General features: G+C 55.1%; 17 protein-coding genes. 9 read left to right on the top strand and 8 right to left on the bottom strand.

Features of this window, described 5'->3' with window-relative positions:
- Positions 1-104 precede the first annotated feature (104 nt).
- Positions 105-881, top strand: a complete 777-nt coding sequence (locus tag ACXADJ_RS10910; RefSeq protein ID WP_475065745.1) for a hypothetical protein — start codon at positions 105-107, stop codon at positions 879-881.
- A 433-nt stretch (positions 882-1,314) separates the two neighbouring features.
- On the opposite strand, the gene nhaD is transcribed toward ACXADJ_RS10910, so the two are convergent.
- Together nhaD and ACXADJ_RS10900 are read right to left on the bottom strand one after the other, a co-directional pair.
- Positions 1,315-2,571, bottom strand: coding sequence for a sodium:proton antiporter NhaD (gene nhaD / locus ACXADJ_RS10905; RefSeq protein ID WP_475065742.1), 1,257 nt, complete (start codon positions 2,569-2,571; stop codon positions 1,315-1,317).
- A 281-nt stretch (positions 2,572-2,852) separates the two neighbouring features.
- Entirely contained in the window at positions 2,853-3,476 is a 624-nt protein-coding gene (locus tag ACXADJ_RS10900; protein ID WP_475065738.1) for a cyclic nucleotide-binding domain-containing protein, read from the bottom strand.
- A 264-nt stretch (positions 3,477-3,740) separates the two neighbouring features.
- Between ACXADJ_RS10900 and ACXADJ_RS10895 the strand changes: the two genes are divergently transcribed.
- Positions 3,741-4,949, top strand: a complete 1,209-nt coding sequence (locus ACXADJ_RS10895) for a zinc-binding metallopeptidase family protein (protein WP_475065734.1) — start codon at positions 3,741-3,743, stop codon at positions 4,947-4,949.
- The gene (locus ACXADJ_RS10890) at positions 4,942-5,490 is read left to right on the top strand and encodes a DUF924 family protein (RefSeq protein ID WP_475065732.1); all 549 of its coding nucleotides are present in this window, start codon (positions 4,942-4,944) and stop codon (positions 5,488-5,490) included. Before ACXADJ_RS10895 ends, ACXADJ_RS10890 begins: the two co-directional genes overlap by 8 nt.
- Here the strand turns inward: ACXADJ_RS10890 and ACXADJ_RS10885 are convergent.
- The 5 genes from ACXADJ_RS10885 to ACXADJ_RS10865 form a co-directional block, all read right to left on the bottom strand.
- Entirely contained in the window at positions 5,479-6,375 is an 897-nt protein-coding gene (locus ACXADJ_RS10885; RefSeq protein ID WP_475065730.1) for a methylated-DNA--[protein]-cysteine S-methyltransferase, read from the bottom strand. The genes ACXADJ_RS10890 and ACXADJ_RS10885 overlap by 12 nt on opposite strands.
- Positions 6,376-6,610: 235 nt before the next feature.
- Positions 6,611-7,801 (bottom strand): MFS transporter, encoded by a 1,191-nt coding sequence (locus ACXADJ_RS10880; RefSeq protein ID WP_475065728.1) that lies wholly within the window; start codon positions 7,799-7,801, stop codon positions 6,611-6,613.
- Between the two features lie 133 nt (positions 7,802-7,934).
- Positions 7,935-8,669, bottom strand: coding sequence for an oxygen-binding di-iron domain-containing protein (locus ACXADJ_RS10875; protein WP_475065725.1), 735 nt, complete (start codon positions 8,667-8,669; stop codon positions 7,935-7,937).
- A 104-nt stretch (positions 8,670-8,773) separates the two neighbouring features.
- Positions 8,774-9,364, bottom strand: coding sequence for a hypothetical protein (locus ACXADJ_RS10870; RefSeq protein WP_028294603.1), 591 nt, complete (start codon positions 9,362-9,364; stop codon positions 8,774-8,776).
- Positions 9,365-9,761: 397 nt separating this feature from the next.
- A complete protein-coding gene (locus tag ACXADJ_RS10865; RefSeq protein ID WP_475065721.1) occupies positions 9,762-11,018 on the bottom strand; it encodes a DUF3530 family protein in 1,257 nt (418 codons plus the stop codon).
- A gap of 273 nt (positions 11,019-11,291) precedes the next feature.
- Between ACXADJ_RS10865 and rpe the strand changes: the two genes are divergently transcribed.
- The 6 genes from rpe (at position 11,292) to ACXADJ_RS10835 (ending at position 16,864) form a co-directional block, all read left to right on the top strand.
- On the top strand, positions 11,292-11,975 hold the full coding sequence (rpe, locus tag ACXADJ_RS10860) for a ribulose-phosphate 3-epimerase (protein WP_475065718.1): 684 nt from the start codon (positions 11,292-11,294) through the stop codon (positions 11,973-11,975).
- An 87-nt stretch (positions 11,976-12,062) separates the two neighbouring features.
- On the top strand, positions 12,063-12,791 hold the full coding sequence (locus ACXADJ_RS10855; RefSeq protein WP_475065715.1) for a phosphoglycolate phosphatase: 729 nt from the start codon (positions 12,063-12,065) through the stop codon (positions 12,789-12,791).
- A 49-nt stretch (positions 12,792-12,840) separates the two neighbouring features.
- The gene (locus ACXADJ_RS10850; RefSeq protein WP_475065713.1) at positions 12,841-13,515 is read left to right on the top strand and encodes a hypothetical protein; all 675 of its coding nucleotides are present in this window, start codon (positions 12,841-12,843) and stop codon (positions 13,513-13,515) included.
- A complete protein-coding gene (locus ACXADJ_RS10845; RefSeq protein ID WP_475065711.1) occupies positions 13,515-14,954 on the top strand; it encodes a DNA recombination protein RmuC in 1,440 nt (479 codons plus the stop codon). The genes ACXADJ_RS10850 and ACXADJ_RS10845 overlap by 1 nt, the downstream gene beginning before the upstream one ends.
- A gap of 113 nt (positions 14,955-15,067) precedes the next feature.
- Positions 15,068-16,624 carry a cryptochrome/photolyase family protein gene (locus ACXADJ_RS10840; RefSeq protein ID WP_475065709.1) on the top strand — a complete coding sequence of 519 codons (1,557 nt, stop codon included), beginning with the start codon at positions 15,068-15,070 and terminating at the stop codon, positions 16,622-16,624.
- Positions 16,625-16,636: 12 nt separating this feature from the next.
- Positions 16,637-16,864: a DUF2256 domain-containing protein gene (locus ACXADJ_RS10835; RefSeq protein ID WP_475065707.1), complete on the top strand. Its 228-nt coding sequence runs from the start codon at positions 16,637-16,639 to the stop codon at positions 16,862-16,864.
- Here the strand turns inward: ACXADJ_RS10835 and ACXADJ_RS10830 are convergent.
- Complete coding sequence (locus ACXADJ_RS10830) at positions 16,861-17,451, bottom strand: hypothetical protein (protein ID WP_475065705.1); 591 nt, start codon at positions 17,449-17,451, stop codon at positions 16,861-16,863. The two genes, ACXADJ_RS10835 and ACXADJ_RS10830, sit on opposite strands and share 4 nt — an antisense overlap.
- Between the last annotated feature and the right edge of the window lie 4 nt (positions 17,452-17,455).

The raw sequence follows: 17,455 nt of genomic DNA, 5'->3' as shown, positions 1-17,455 counted from the left end.
TTTCAGACTCGAAGCGGACACAAATTGGTACCATTATTGAGTGACTGTGTTCTACCGTCCTGATTGTTCTTTGGCAGGGCGGATTCAGCGTTTTTCGAGGTTGCATGAAGCGTTTTCTTTCCATCCTTTTGCTGTTGGTGGTCTGTGCTGCGGGTGTCGGTGTTCAATACCGAGATCAGCTGCCAGCGGCCGTGGCAGATTTCCCACTGATCAGTCACCTGTTGAATCAAGTGACTGGTAACCCAGACTCGCAGCATCCAATGACGGCTGGTGCGGGTGATGCTGGTATAAGCAAGGCAAGTTATTCGCCCAGCGGTGCTGTGTCTGCTGGAAATGCCGAATCGTCAGCCACCAAGGTGGCACTGACTGCCATGACGGTAGATCAGGCCCATGCCGACCCTGAAGCCAATACCCAGCTGCAAATTCAGCAAGCCATTTCGCGGGAATTTCCCGAGTCGGAAGCAGCAGCGGTTGAGCTCGCCACCGGTGCGGGGGCAGCCGAGCTTTCAGGCGCAGCCGTATCGGATAGCGCATCCAACGCCGAATTGGATATCCAGAGTGACGAAGCCCCTCAGCCATTTACCCTGCCGTCTGAGCAGCAGCAACAGCTGCGTCAGCAAGCGCGACGGGAAGCCAGCGGCGAAGTGACGATCAAGCAGCCACTGGACCTGAGCCTGCCCGAAATGGAATGGGGTGACCAGCTGGCCTACGACGCCAGCTCATCGCACCTGTTGGGTAATGTGTTTATCACCGAAGAGAAGCAATCGGCGATGGATATGTCCGGCAAGCTTTACTGGGACGAGTCGGAAGAAGCAGAAACCAAGCCGTTGCGAGAAACCATCACCGGCGGGGAAGTGGAGCTGAAGATTCTGCTGCCGTAAGCCCTCATCCCAAGTGCCTCTGTCCTACTGCCTCGGTCCTGGGTCTGATCAAAGGCGACGAGCAGGTCTTATCAATCCTTGAATACTAAGGACACTCTGAATAACTCTGCACAGCTCTGCGCGAGTCCTGCAGGTTGTCAGAACAAGGCGGCGAACGCAGCGAAATGACGGGTCCTTTTCAAGTTCGCCAACGCCGTTCTGGCGAGCTGAAGGCCGCGCCCGAAGGGGATGGCAGGGCATCGCTGACTCTGTGTCGCTGCTTTTTGACTTGACCCGCCAGGCCTGCAAATCAGCTTCGGGACTCAGCTTCGCCCTGTCATCCAGAGCGGGCACCGAGTTATTCAGAGGGTCCCTAAAAAGCCCCTGTGATCTTGCATCACAGGGGCTTTTTGTTGGCCGTCGGTCAGAGCCTGGGGCTAACAGTCATCAGCCATCAGCTGATCGCGACACCCAGTGCCAGTACCGCACCGTAACCGACCGTGTAGGCCAGCAGCAGTGCCAGCATGTAGCGCAGGTATGAACCGAAGGTCAGGGCTTCGATCTTGCTCATGGCGACGATGCCGGCGGCAGAACCAATGATCAGCAAGGAACCGCCTACACCCACGGCGTAGGTCAGAGACAGCCATTCGGCCAGGCTCATGGTGACGTCGGCTTTCAGCAGGGCAGCGGTCAACGGTACGTTGTCGATCAGTGACGACAGCAAGCCCATCAGGTAGTTGGCGCTCCAGGCTGGCAGATGTTCGTAGAGGCTAACGAAGGTATCCAGAGCGTGGATTTCTTTCAGTGCGCCTACCAACAGCAAGATACCGAGGAAGAACATCAGGGTGTCGAATTCGATCTGGCGAATGTAGTCCATGATTGGATCGTTTTCGGTGTCTTCACCAAAGGCACGGGCGACCAGGAACATCACTGACAAGCCAGTCAGGAAGGTCAGCACCGGTGGAATATCAAAGAACACGTTGAAGGCGATGGTCGAAATAATGGTGCTGATGAAAATACCAGCGACGGCAAAGTCGATGGTGTTCAGTTCGTGCACCTTGCGCTCGATGATGGCGGTGTCTTTCAGCGGCAATGACAGTACCGTGGCCAGCAGCAGGACCGCGATCAGGGCCGGCAACGACAGCAGCAGCAGGTTGGTGATGCTGACTTTGCCCTCAAGGAAGATCATCAACGTGGTGACGTCACCGGTGATCATGGCAACACCGCCCGAGTTCACGGCAAACACCACCAGGGTGGCAAAACGCAGGGTTTTACGGGTTGAGAGATTGAGCGACAGGATCAGCGCGATCGAAATCAGGGTGGCGGTGATATTGTCGGCCAAAGACGAGAACACAAACGCAAAAATACCCGTCATAAACAGCAGCTTGCGCTCACTGATCTGCGACGGCAGTACCTTGTAGATCATGCTTTCAATCATGCCTTTCTTGTTCAGATAAACAACAAAGGTCATGGCTGCCAGCAAGAACAACCAGAGGCTGGCGATTTCGCCAATGTTTTCCTGCAAGCCGTAGATCACGGCATCATGCTCACCCGGATGACCGGTAGAAAAGACAAACAGCAGTACCCAGGAAAGGGCACCAAAGAACAGTACCGATTGCGCCTTGTTGACGTGGATTACTTCTTCGAGGACGACCGAAAGCAATCCGAGGACAGCCAGCGCTATCAGCAGATAGTTCAGAACTTCTGACATCAGGAACTCCAGAATTCGATGAAGGTTTCTTCCGGCCGTTATGTTTTTGGAATAGTGGCGGTAAGAGACTTCATCACCATAAGTAGGGGGAGCGACATTCTAATGCAGATATTGTCGTCAGCCTAGCTATCAATTATCGATCTTATTGATACTTTGGTGCTGATAATGGTACGAATGGTTTTGAAGGGGTGGGAAAGGTAACGTAACAAAGCCGGGCTGAGCGGTACGGCTGACGCCGTCCGAGGCTGGCCCGGACAGCGCATTTTTCGCCTGCGCTTACTTCAATTTTTGGATGCGTCGTTCCACTCACACAACAGTTGAGCATGCACGTGGGCTTGCTCGTGCAGGGATTGCAGCTCTTCAACGGTGTTGCGCTGGCCACTAAACAGCGGCACGGTACGCAAACGGGACACCAGTGGGTGCTCCGGGTTGGCGAAGCGATTCTTTTCGATGTTCCAGCGAATGTTGGCGTTGATCATTCGGAAAAAACGGATTTTGGTTTCCAATGAGAACACGGAAAAATCCATTGGATCGCGGAAGTGTTCAAAGTCGACCCCGGCCAGAATCACATTGCGGCTTTTTACTCGCAGCGAGGCCGAGCGGCGGTCGTTCATGACCATGGCCATGACGCCAAGAATTTCTCCTGCGGTGATTTCATTGATCGGAGTTTCATTGTCCGGTCCAAGCACTTCCAGCTCGCCGCGCAACATAAAATAAAGGATGTTGGCTGGCTCGCCCTTGTGGAGAATGATATCTCCCTGATCTGCGATGCCAAATTGTGTCATCGACATCAACAGTTCGAACTGAGCCTGGTCACTGCCAATCAGCTCTTTGTAAAAAGTAACACCGGCCAACAGGCGATGCAGTGTTTCGGGCGGGCATTCTTCTCGGGTAATGCGTCTCATAGAGAATCCTGAGCTTGCAACAATGTAACTGGACTTTCAGAACTATACCACGCAGCGGATGACGGAAATTGTCTATTCATGACTGACATCGGGGATGGCGTTGAAAAGGTCATTCGTAAAGACAATTCTGAGACCTGAATCACAAATGACACATTACATAAGTTTTTGATTCTGAACGGATTATGACCAAGTTTGCCAGAATGTATAAGAGTGCCCATTTGGCCGCACGTGTTGTGATGCCGGCGGTTGTCAAAGGAGTTTGAAATGAAGCTGTTCCGTTGCCCGTGTTGTGATCACACGGTGTTTTTTGAAAACCAGAACTGCGAATCCTGTGGTGCGGCACTGGCCTACGATCCACAACAGAATGCCATGCTGGCAGCCAGTGAGGTTAGCTGCTGCGCCAATCGTAAGTTTGGTGTCTGCAACTGGGCGCTTGGCTCAGAAAACAACGCTGAAACCGGCCCTGAAAACACGCCTGAAGAGTGTTTGGAAAGCAGCCCGGAAAATGGCAGTTCAGACTTATGCCAGAGCTGCCAGCTGAATCGCTATATACCAGACACCAGCCAACCGGAGTTGCTGGAGTCCTGGGGCAAGCTGGAAGTCGCCAAGCGGCGCTTGATCTACAGCCTCAACCGACTGGAGTTGCCGGTCATCTCGAAGGTGGATGACGCCCGTAGCGGCTTGTCGTTCGACTTCATCAGCCCGGATCAACCATTGCCGCCGGACGCGGTAGCGACTACAGGTCATGCCAGCGGACGCATTACCATCAATCTGGACGAGGCCGATCCGGTTGAGCGGGAGAAAGCCAAAGAAAGCATGGAGGAGCGCTACCGAACCCTGTTGGGCCACATGCGTCACGAAGTGGGTCATTATTTCTGGGAAGTGCTGGTGTTGCCATCCGAGACCGAGCTGGATGCGTTTCGGCAGCGGTTTGGTGATGAGCGAGCTGACTATGGTGCGAGTCTGGAAACCCACTACAACCAGGGCGCGCCAGTGGATTGGAAGGACCATTTTGTCAGCGCTTACGCCAGCTCGCACCCATGGGAAGACTGGGCGGAAAGCTGGGCTCATTATCTGCACTTGTGCGATACCCTGGAAACCGCTTTTCATTACGGCTTGTCGATCCAGCCGGTGGACGCCAACGACAGCCTGCATGGCTCAGCGGCTTTTGATCCATATCGTTGTGCTGACTTTGAAGAGGTGGTCGACGGTTGTTTGCCGGTCATCTACGCGGCCAACAGCTTGAATCGCAGCATGGGGCAAAACGATCTTTATCCCTTTGTGCTGGTGCCTGCGGTGATTGAGAAAATGGCGTTTATTCATCGACTGCTATGGAAACAGCGATTTGAAGCGCCTGCTCCTGTTTCGCAGCCGTCAGCACCACAGCAACCAGAATCCTTGCCACCGGAGCCACAGCAACCAGAGTTGCAAGCACAGCCAGAAGCTAGCCAAACAGGAGCTATTAGTGAGTGATTCGTATCAAACCGTGATTGATTTCTGGTTCTCAGAAATAGAACCCGCGCAGTGGTTTCGTAAATCCGCTGACTTTGACGAACAGCTGCGCCAGCGTTTTGGGCAGCTGCATCAGCAAGCGGTCGCAGGGGAGTTGTGGCGGTGGCGCGACAGTGCCGAAGGACGACTGGCAGAGATCATTGTGCTGGATCAGCTGTCACGGAACCTGTTTCGTGACAGTGCAACGGCGTTTGCCGCCGATCCTATGGCTCTGGCAATGGCTCAGGAAGCGGTGCGCGGTGGTTATGATCAGCAGCTGGATAGCCATAACAAGCAAGCGTTCTTGTACATGCCTTTTATGCACAGCGAGTCGTTGGTGGTACATACGGAAGCAATGCGTTTGTTCGGCCAGCCGGGGTTGGAGAACAACCTCGAATTTGAAATCCGGCACCGCGATATCATTGCCCGGTTTGGTCGCTACCCTCATCGCAATGCAGCTCTTGGCCGCACCTCCACGGATGAGGAGCTGGCGTTCTTGAAGCAGCCGGGCTCATCCTTCTGACAAGGCGTGCTGGTCGGCCAAATAACAGGTGCTTTGCTCGTGCAGCAGCATGGTGACCTTGCGTGGAATACCCCAGCGGTAGCCCCCCATGCCACCTTCGGCACGAATGACCCTATGACATGGAATCAGTCCGGCGATTGGGTTGGCGCCCACGGCATTGCCAACGGCCTGAGAGGCATTCGGGCGTCCTAATCGTTTGGCTAGTGCGCCATAGGTGGTCAGCTCGCCATAACCAATGTGCAGCAGTTGCCGCCATACATCCAGCTGGAAATCGCTGCCTTTGATTAATAGCTGTAGCGGTGCTTTCAGGTGATCGGCACGGCCGGTTTGCAGGCAGATGATGGATTCGACCAGCGCGTGTGCCTGATTGTTGTTTTCCTCAATGGTCGCTTTGGGCCAGCGCCGTAACAGCGCTTCAATAGCGTCGTACAGGGTCAGTCCCTGATGCGCCAGAGCATGAGATGGCTCCAGAAAATCCGCGTCCAGAAAACTGACCTGACAAATCCCTTCGTCGCACCAGGCGACAAAGGTTTCGCCGTAGATGCTCAGTGCCGTACCGTACTGAATGGTATCGATACTGTGGTTCTCACCGCTGATAAAACGGCAGCTCAGTACATTTGACGACAGATGGCTGCCAGCGCGAGCCGGTAGTGGCAAGCTGGCAATACCTTTGGTTCGGGTATCTTGAGCATCCACGGACTCTTTGCGGAATAACGACAGCAATACCTGACTGGACCGGTGTGGCTCCTTGATGGCTTTGACCGGCAACTGACCAGAATCGGCCAGCTGACCCAACTGACGGGAGAGCTGACGGTAGGAAGAGCGTGATGGGGTCGAAAGAGACTGAGCAAATGCTGCAATACGACGGGAATACGTTGCATCCATACTATCAATGACCTTTTACCAGTGACCGTGTGTTCGTCAGGATTTATCGTTGTTCGACGTCCACGTTTCGGGGCGGTTTTCCAAAGCGGCCGTCGAATATACTGAGGCCCCCGACATTGCTCTAGCGACAATGTCGGAATAGCACGAATTGGTATATGGCTTTTACCCTTAGGTCTGATTAATTCTTACACAGATTTCATTTGAGCCGTGTTACGGCCCGATGCCTGCATTTGCATCAATCATTGGTTTTCTGAAGGGTTTCCTGCACCCGCGTGCGCAGCCAGTAGAAACCAAAAAAACCGGCCATGGCGACGGCCTGAGTGGTTACCAGCAGACTGGTGACCGTCAGCATGCCGCTGATCACCAGCGGCGCGGCGGCCTGACCGGAATCTGACACCAGTTTCCATACGCCAATAAAGCGTGCCCGGCCTTTTTCGGGGGCAAAGTCGACGCCCAGTACCATCACCAGGCCGGCGCTGAGGCCATTACCCGTACCAATTAACAGTGCACCGGCCAGCAAGGCGGCGTAGCTGTCTGCCCAGGCCAACAGGCTCAGGCCCAGAGCGAAGATGATCAGGCTGGGTGCTGCTGCGGCCTTGCGGCCCCAGCGATCCATGATGATGCCGGCGGGCACAAACATCAGGCTGTCCATAAAGGCCGCTGCCGACACCAAAAAGCCGACTTCGGCGACATTCAGTCCCACCGAGCTGCCTGCCAATGGCAGTAGGGTGATTCGGCCTGCACGCATAAATTGCAGCATGATCATGGCCAGCCCAGCACTCAGAAACGCCTGCTTGTGGTCGACCAGAATCCGCAAAATTGCGCCCATGGAATGGGGAGTATCGGTGGCTTCCGGTTGGCCTTTCTCTGCGGTCATCAACACCAGAATCAAAGCCACCACACTGAGTGCCACCATGCACAGGAAGGCCGCCTGGTAACTGTAATGGGAAGCCACCAGACCGCCGATCACTGGGCCAATGAGAGAGCCGATGCGCATGCCGCCAGCCACCAGAGACAAGGCTCTGCCTCGCTGGTTAGGCAATGATCGGTGGCTGATATAGGCCTGGCGACCAAGCAGGGCGAACGACATTGAAAGACCGGCGATGATGCCGCCAATGCCCAACACGATGGGGTTGTTGCCACAGGCCATCAGGCTGTAACCAATCACATAGCCGATATTGCCCAACAGCAGACAGCCGCGATCGCCAAATTTCGATGCCACAATGCCCGCAGGCACATCCCCCAATAGCTGACCGACGCCACGGGAAGCCAGCATCAATGCCGCAATTGAGGCATCGAATCCGAGTTCCAGCACGTACATGGGCAGCAGCACCAGCACCGAGGTTTGGGCCATGGCGGTAAGGATGCCGGGCAAATACACGGGTAAAAACAGCTGGATAACGAGTTGGCGAATGGATGTATTCAAAGGGGCGTCCGGCGCAGGGTACAAAAGCCGGGAAGTCTAATCAGTATGCGAAGTGCAGGCAAAAGACCCGCCATAAACAGTACGTTTCGATAACCGTACTGCTGGTAGCGGGCCAATGAATAACAAGAAAAAGTCAGCGAACAGCGATACCGACGGGCAGTTCTTCAAACCAGTTGAGGAATTCAGCTACCTGCTGTTTCTGAAACAGACGGCCGTGCTGTGGCACCATCAGGTCGATGTCGAGCTGGCGTACCCGTCGAATCCAGTCTTGTTTGGCTTCGTTGGATGGCATCCAGCGTTGGTGGAATTTGCGCATCTTCTGGGTATGGCTACTCATATTATCGACGTACAACGGAGCATCATGGTCTTCCATGGCAGCACCAATGTCGCCACTCATCAGGATCTTGGCTTTTGGATCGTAAACGTGGAAGTTACCAGAGGAGTGCAGGTAATGCGCCGGAACAAACTGTAGCTGAATACGCCCCAGTGAAATGGTCTGGCCTTCGTCCGGGATGGCGCAGAACTCGATGCGCTCCATGCCAAAATGACGAATAAAACTTTCCCACAGCCAGGGCGAATACAGCTTTGCGTTAGGCAATGCCTGATCCCATAGCCCCAATGACGAAATGATGTCGGGGTCCTGGTGGCTGGCGAACAGGTGGGTGATTTTCTCGGTCGGTACAAATTTCAGTACCGCCGACAGCATCGGTGCGAACAGCTCAATACCGCCCGGGTCCAGCAAAATGGCCTGGTCGCCGCTTTGGATCAGATACTGGTTGGTATCGATGATGCCCTCGGACTTGTTGGGGTCGCGCCCGAACATAATCCAGCGGTGATCGCCGTCCTCGTAAATCACTGTTGCCTGCATGGTATCCCCCGATCGGTTTTCTCTAAGCTCTGTGTCTGTGGTTGGCTTGCTGCTGGCCATTGGTTGGCCTGTTTTTTGGCGTAGTTGGGTAACTCACCCGGGCATTAACTGTGTTTCTGGTTCAGCAAGCGTCTGGCGTTGGTCAGATGCTGGCGAATCTGGTTGGCAGTGGTGGTGATGTTTTGGGCGATCACCTCCAGTTGGGCACGAAAGTCACCGGCCGATGACGCTTCCACCTTGCTGGAAGTAGCAATCAGATTGGCGGTACGAATGTGCTTGTCGCCTTCCTCCAGCTGCGCTTCCAGCTCGCGCAGCCCTCGGCTCAACATCAGCGACAGCTTTTCCCGTTCGCTGTAGCAGTTGTGCATGGCGTCGTAGAGCGAATCGCCGTGAGGCAGTTTCTGCGACTCCAGCCATTCAAACTTGCGCGCGGCGGTGTCCGAGCGCCACAACGACACGGCGTGCTGCGACAGCTTTTCCGACACGCCGTTGATGTACTGGCTCTGGCGGATGATGTCGGAAGCCAGTTCGTCGATGAAATGGGTGATGGCCTTGAATCCAACGGTTTTGGAGCCAGCCCTGACGGCCAACGCGCGGGCGTTCTTGGCCGTGAGCGCCAGCCCTTTGGCCTCCAGCATGGCTTGATGCAATTCGGCGGCAATACTGGCAGCGGTGACAAAAATTGGAGTGGCCATTCAAACACCCTTGAAATCGTTGATTGGACAACCGGCCAACGACCGGCCCCTTGAGGGGACATCTATTTAATCCTGCACGGCTCTGCGCGAGTGTTGCCGTTGTTCAGTGCAAGGCGACGAATGCAGTGGAATGACGTGTCCTTTCCAAGTTCGTCAACACCGCACTGGGCAGCGGCAACCCGCGCCCTGCGGGGGCTGCCGGATGATCTCGACTCTGTGTCGCCGACTTTTGACTTGACCCGTCAGGCCTGCAAGTCGGCTTCGTGATTCGAAACCATCCGGCAGCCCAGAGTGAGCACCGGATTAAATAGATGTCCCCTTGAGTATAGAAGCCCGTTTGGATTTTGCTGGCGCCGCCGAGTGTTTTGGCTGCTCGGCGTTTTGATTCGATCTGCTTCTAGCCCCGAATCAACCGGGTGCCTGCGGCATGGGTTCGTAACCAGCCACGAATGCGTCGCACAATGGCTGCATCGGCTTCTCCTGATGTTATCGGCGCATCCAACAGGAACTGTTGGTAGGTGCGACGGTTTTTGTGCCGCATCAGGCCGGCGCGCTGACGCACTTCATAGTCGCTGACGCCGGGGTTGGCCGTGACCAGATCGAAGACCGGCACGGCCAGTTTGACCAGATGATCGTTCATTGGAATCTTCGCTGACGGGTCTTCCATGGCATTGATCAGTACCAGCGACAGCCCTCGTTCCGGCTGGCCTTTTTTGTTGACCCGGGTATTGGCGGTGACCCACTGACCGGCCCAGCCCGCGCTGTTACCGTAAGCAATCACCACCAGATTGTGTTGACCGCGGCTCTTCAGGTAAGCCACCCCTTGTTCGATGCGGGCGACCATGGCATCGCGGTATTGCTGACTGAGGGTTTCGTAGTTGGTCAGCCGGGCGCTGTGCTCTTGCACCACCGGGTCGACCGGTTCGGAGGCGACGGTTGGATTGGATTGTCGCTCTGGCAACGGCGGTTCACCGGTCATGTCGGTGCTGGCCGGGTCTACTTCAGTGCTGCTGGGGGCATTGTTGGTATTAGCGGCGTCAGCTGAGGCTTGCGCAGTGGCTCCTGTTGAAGACGCTGCTGCCGCATCTGCTGCCGCGTTGTTTGAGGTTGTGTTGGGTGTGCCGTCGTTACCGGTCGACGAAGCGGAATCTACGTTGTCCGGGTCGCCTTCGGCGGTGCCTGACGAGGCTGAATCCAATGGTTGTGCTGGTGCATACAGAGCGGTGGGCGGAATGGGCAAATCCGGCGGGTCGGGCAGTTCAATGGCCAGTGTGCTCCAGCCAACATCCGGCAGGCTTTCGCGCATGTGTCCGGCAGAGCGTGGCCACAACCCGTGTTCACCGCGCGCATGCAGAATCAGCGCAGCCCCTTGCGGGCGGCCGCTGCGCTCTTGCAAAAACAAACCGTAAAACGGGGTTTCGCCTTCGGCCAGCAAAACCATTTCCTGTTGGCGCTGAAACAGGGTCAGGTGTTCGGCAATGGCACCGTGGCGTTGGCGGGTGCTATTGGGGGTAACCCGTTCGGGCATCATCTGTGTAGCTTCGCCGTCGGCTTGCTCGGTGATCTCGTCAGTGTTGGTCGTGTTTTCGGTTTGAGTATCGGTACTGCTAGCAGCCTCTTCTGCATGCGCTGGCGTCAGTAACAGCAGGCACAATGTCGAAAAAACGAGGGCGACGCTTCGGCCACATGCGGGGGAGAGTTGGCTGGCATAAAAGCGCGAGGGCAAAACGTCTGGTGTCATGGCGATCGGACTCATGCAGTGGCTACGGAAAATTGACGCGCAGGGGGGAGGTTGCAAAAGCCGTTCCGCTTCAAATATCCGGATTGGACAGCCCCATAAAATCACCGCGTTGCCGCTTGCTGGCCGGTTTAATAATTAGCGGCTCCCCCTTACAATAGCCGCTCATTTGCAACCGTGTGCCTGACCATGTCTGATCTGATCGCTCCTTCCATTCTTTCCGCTGACTTTGCTCGTTTGGGTGATGACGTTGCCGCTGTGCTGGACGCCGGTGCTGACGTGGTTCACTTCGATGTGATGGACAACCATTACGTGCCTAACCTGACCATTGGTCCGATGGTCTGCAAGTCCCTGAAAAAGTACATGGACGACCATGGCTACACGGCTCCCATTGATGTTCACCTGATGGTTTCACCGGTCGACAGCCTGGTGGCTGACTTTGCCGCCGCCGGTGCGACTTACATTACCTTCCACCCGGAGGCGTCCGATCACATTGACCGTACCTTGCAGCTGATCAAATCCCACGGTTGTAAAGCCGGTCTGGTATTCAATCCGGCAACGCCGCTGCACTACCTGGATTACGTGATGGACAAGCTGGATGTGATTCTGCTGATGTCTGTTAACCCGGGCTTTGGCGGTCAGTCGTTTATTCCGCAAACCCTCGACAAGCTGCGTGAAGCGCGCAAGCGCATTGATGAATCCGGTTTTGATATTCGTCTGGAAATCGACGGTGGTGTGAAAGTCGACAACATCAAGGAAATCGCCGAGGCTGGTGCCGATATGTTCGTGGCCGGTTCTGCGATCTTCGGCAAACCAGACTACAAGGTCGTGATCGACGACATGCGTGTTGAATTGGCTGCTGCCAAGCGTTGATCGCGCCGCTTTGGCGTCAATCAGTTGAGTCCACAGGCTGCCATCCGGTAGCCTGTTTGTTTTTTACCATCCCGAAAGGTAACTGCCATGTCGATCTGGAACGCCCACATCGAAGACTATTTCGCCGCTGTCGAAGGTTGTGAAGACAACCGCCCGGGGGCCGTTTTGTTCGACCTGGACGGCACTCTGATCGACAGTGTGCCGGATTTGGCCCGTGCGGTGGATGCCATGTTGGTCAGCCTGGATCGCCCCGCAGCCGGTGAAGCACTGGTCGCCGAATGGGTTGGCAATGGCGCTGACATGCTGGTACGCCGTGCGCTGGCAGATGGCAATGACATGAAAGCCGCCGAGCTGGATGCCGAACAGGTGGCCGCTGCGCGCGTGGTGTTCGATGACACCTACCTGAATAACCTGCGCACTGCTACGGGCGTGTATCCCGGCGTGCAAAAAACGCTCACCCGCATGGCATTTATGGGCGTGAAAATGGCCATGGTGACCAACAAGCCGCGTAAGTTTACCGAGCCTTTGATCGATTCACTGGGGTGGGGCACCGTGTTTGATTTTGTGGTGTGTGGCGATGATCTCGAACAGAAGAAGCCAGACCCGGGCCAAATTCTGCACGCCTGTCAGCACCTTGGCGCAGAACCGGCTCATTGCATCATGGTGGGGGACTCCCGCAACGACATGTTTGCTGGCAAAGCCGCCGGCTGTATGACGGTCGCCGTACCTTATGGCTACAACCACGGTGAAAACATTGCCACGGCGCAGCCGAACCGGATCATCCAGTCGTTGGAAGAACTGCTGGTGGCCAACTGATTCAGCCCACGGAATTGGTAAAACAGATTCAGCCAGATAGGGAAGCGCGATGCTGACACCATGCCAACGACTGCGGAAAACGGTTTCTGTACTGGCTCTAACGCTCGGAGCCGTGCCTGCGATGGCGCAGGTTGGCCTCAACATTCCGGCCCCGACGCTGGAAAGCTTCGGTCAGGAGTTGAGTGCCGACTACTTCAACGAGCCGGTGCCTGATTTGTACCCTTATCTGGAGGGGTCGTTTGGCTACACGGTATTCAACTGGGACCCGAACGATTTTCAACGTCAGCAGCGTCGCCAGTACGATGACGAACGCGATTACGTTGGCAGCGTGACCTTCCGTGTTGAAAGCGGCTATTCCTATCGTTCCTGGCTCTATCTGGGCGCTGGCGTTCACGTGCTGAGTGACCCAGATGAAGACGACAGCGAGCTGCGCTACATACGCTCCGCCAGTCTGGGATTGAATGCCAAAGTGCAGATCCCTATCGGCCGTATCTGGCCGTACTTCGACTACGGTCACCACTGCTGGCTTGGCACTCTGAAGCTGGAAGATGGCGACAGCGACTCCGAAACCGTCAGCCTGACAGGCTGCTCGCCCCTGATTCGTGCCGGGCTCGCCTTCCCGCTGCAGTCGAACAGCCGTTCCTTTCAGATTGAGTACAGCCGCACCAACTTCCACAGTATTGAAGGGCATGGTTTGAGCATTGGCTTGCGGGGAGCATTTTGATGCTGGCGTCGCTGTCTGGCTGGTTTACCGAAGCTCCACAACTGGTGCTGGCATTGTTGGCGCTGGGCGGCTTGCTTGGTGCGGGCCTGACCCAACAGCTATTGGTACGACGTAGCCGCTTGCAGCAACAATTGGCAGATGGTGAACACGCGCAGTTGCTGGAGCAACTGCGTACCCAAAATGCGGTGCTGCAAGAACGTGACAACAACGCCCAACGGCTGATTCAGCAACAGGAACAGCAGTTGAATGGTTTGCAGCAGCAAAAGTTGCAATTGCAAACCCGTTTGGCCAGCGAACAGCAGGCGCGCCAGCTACAGCAGCAACATGCAGACGAAAAGCTGGCCTTGTTGCAGCAAAACAAGGAGCAACTGCTGACAGAGTTTGAACACCTGTCGCAGAAAATCTTCGAGCAGAAACAGCAGCAATTTACTCAGCAAAGCCAGCAGGGACTGAATACCTTGCTGACGCCCTTCAGGGAGCAGCTGGACGGCTTGCGCAAAAAAGTCGAAGACGTTCACCTCTCTGATGCCAAAGATCGCGCTTCTCTTAAGGCGCAAATCATCGAACTGCACAAACTCAACCAGCAAATGACCTCGGAAGCCCATGCGCTGACCACCGCCTTGCGTGGCGAGCACAAAACCCAGGGTAACTGGGGCGAAATGGTGCTGGAAACCGTGCTGGAAAGCTCAGGTTTACGCAAAGGCGCAGAGTACGTCCGCGAAGAAAGCCACAGCGACGACAGCGGCCAGCGCTATCGCCCGGACGTCATCATCCGGCTACCGGATCACAAGCACATTGTGGTCGATTCCAAGGTGTCGCTAACGGCTTACACCGACTATGTGAATGCCGATACCGAGCTGACGCAGGCCAGCGCACTGAAGCGCCATGTGGAGTCGGTGCGCAGCCACGTCAAAGGCCTCAGCAACAAGGCCTACCAGAATCTGAACGGTCTCAACTCACCGGATTTTGTGTTCCTGTTTATGCCCATTGAGCCGGCTTTTATGCTGGCTTTTCAGCACGACGAAAGCCTGTTCAATACTGCGTTTGAGCAAAAGATTGTGGTGGTAACACCGACCACCTTGCTGGCCACACTGAGAACCGTCGCCAGCCTCTGGGCCATTGAGCGACGCAATCAAAGCACCGAAAAACTGGCGGACCAGGCCAGCAAGCTGTACGACAAGCTGGCGGTGGTGGTGGAAAAATTCGACCGGGTTGGCAACCAGCTCAAGACGGTAAACAACAGCTACGAAGACGCCTGGAATTCCATGAAAAGTGGCCGTGGCAACCTGCTCAGTCAGGCCGATAACTTCCGCAAGCTGGGTGTACGGGTGAAGAAAGAGCTGGCCAAAAACCTCACCGAAGAAGCCAATGCCGAAGCCGACCTTCATGAGTCGCTAAACGAGCCGTCACAAAAAACCGACCAGGCTGATCTGTACTGACAATTTTCTCTTGTTGTTCAACTTTTAATTAAAACCTATACAATACTTGTTCATTGAGTGGGTGCCATGGTGTGCGCCCAGCATTTTTCAGGCCCGAACGGGTTGGAGTAAGTATGCGTATAGGCCTGATTCTGGGCGACCAGCTAACGGCAAACCTGGCAACCCTGAGGGTGTTGGATGCTGCCACCGACCGCATTGTGATGGCCGAAGTGGCGGAAGAAGCCGGCTATGTCCGTCACCACAAGCAGAAAATTGCCTTTCTGTTTTCGGCCATGCGTCACTTTGCTGAAGAGCTGCGTCAGCAGGGGTGGCAGGTTGATTACCACAGCTACGATGCCGAGTCCGATTTCAACAGTTTGCTGGCAGTCGCCAAGGCGCATGTTCAACAACACCATGCCTCTGAGCTGGTGATTACCCAGTGCGGTGAATACCGCTTACAGCACGCCATCGATAATCAATGGCCTGCTGAGCTTGGAATACCGGTGCAGGTCTATGCCGACGACCGCTTTGTCTGCGACAGCGCCGAATTTTCCCGTTGGGCGGAGGGTAAAAAACAGCTGCGAATGGAGTATTTCTACCGTGAAATGCGCCGTAAAACCGGCTTGCTGATGGAAGGCCCACAGGGCAATGAGCCAGTGGGTGGTAAATGGAACTACGATGCCGACAACCGCAAACGCTACGACGGCAAAGTGCCGCTCCCAAAACCACTGTATTTCGAGCGCGATGACATCGACCGCGAAGTACTTGGCCTGGTTGAACGGGAATTCCCCGAGCATATGGGCAATCTGGATGATTTCCGCTGGGGTACTACTGCGGTTCAGGCTAAGCAGGCGTTAGAACATTTTACCTCCGAACGTCTGCCTTACTTTGGCGATTATCAGGACGCCATGACAACGGGCGAAGACTTTATGTTTCACAGCCTGCTGTCTCCGTACATTAACGCCGGGCTGCTCACTGCCATGCAGGTATGTACTGCGGCAGAACAGGCATGGCTGAAAGGTAAACAAGGGGATGGCCCGGAGATTCCGCTGAACGCGGTGGAAGGCTTTATCCGCCAGATTATTGGTTGGCGCGAATATGTGCGAGGCATCTACTGGCTGCACATGCCGGACTACGCCGAGCAAAACCGGCTGGGCAACAAACAGGATTTGCCGCGCTATTACTGGGATGGCAACACCGGCATGAAGTGCATGAGCGAAGCACTGCGCAACACGCTGGATCATGCCTATGCCCACCATATTCAACGGCTGATGGTCACTGGCAACTTTGCGCTGCTAACCGGCATTGAGCCCAAGCAGCTTTGTGAATGGTATCTGGCGGTGTACGCCGACGCCTACGACTGGGTGGAGCTGCCCAACACCCTCGGCATGGTGATGCACGCAGACGGCGGTTATTTGGGCAGCAAGCCTTACGCTGCCTCGGGCAACTACATACACAAGATGTCTGACTACTGCAAAACCTGCCGCTACAAGGTTACAACCAGCGTTGAATCAAACAGCTGCCCGTTCAACAGCCTCTACTGGCATTTCATCATGCGTCACAAGGAACAGTTCCAGAGCAACCACCGGATGAGCATGATTTACCGTAATCTCGACAAACAAAGCGATGAGAAAAAACAGGCACTGTGGGGTCGAGCTGAATGGTTGTTAGCTAACCTGGACGAGTTATAGGTAGCAGTGTTTATGGCGCACAAAAAACCGAACCTGCCAGAGAAAACCTGCAGTCATTGCCAGAGGCCTTTCAGCTGGCGCAAGAAATGGCTACGTTGCTGGGAAGAAGTGAAATACTGCTCGGAGCGCTGTAAGGGCGAAGCCAAGCGGCTGGCAAAAGCGGAGAGAAAATCTGCTGTGGGAAGCAATAAGCCACCTGCCAATGCCTGTGCGGCCGGGCAGGTGGAGGATGAGTTTTAACTAGTGGGTATGGGGTAATGAATATTCCCCGGTATCGGGAAAAAAGGAGTTGGCTCTTCCTTTGCCAGATCACGCCAATCGTGTTGCCCTGAGCGAAGAGCCCAAGCCGTATAGGCTGCTATCATTGAGTCTCGCTCATGTTCATTTTCACCCGAAAAGCTTTCAAATTGGCGGCTTAGCCAGAGGAATGCTTTAGGGTGACTCTCCGCCAAGAGAGTTTCTGGATATTCTTGCCGAAGAAGATTTCCCAACATGACACCTTCAACAACACATGCTCCCCGAAGAGAGTTGATGTGTTGAACAGTCCCTGATGAGTGTTGGCAGCCTGCTTGTTTAATCAACTGACGTACAGTGATGTCAGCTTTTCTGTGGCTGTCAGCCGACCAAAACAATGGAGCATCGATTCCTGCAGCAACAATGGATATATCGGCTCCCAGAGCGCTTTTAACGGCTGCAATTGCCGTTTGAGCGCTACTGGCGGTGCCTGAAATTGCCATCTCATTGACGAATTCCTTGCCGTATTCGACTGCTGTCCAGCCAAATTTGTTTTTACCACCAGGGTCGAAGCCTACGACAAATTCTCTCATTGCT

The sequence above is a fragment of the Oceanobacter sp. ABM4_470 genome (genome assembly GCF_056158645.1).
Note: the sequence above shows the minus strand (reverse complement) of the source record. Positions and strands in the feature narration are given on the sequence as shown.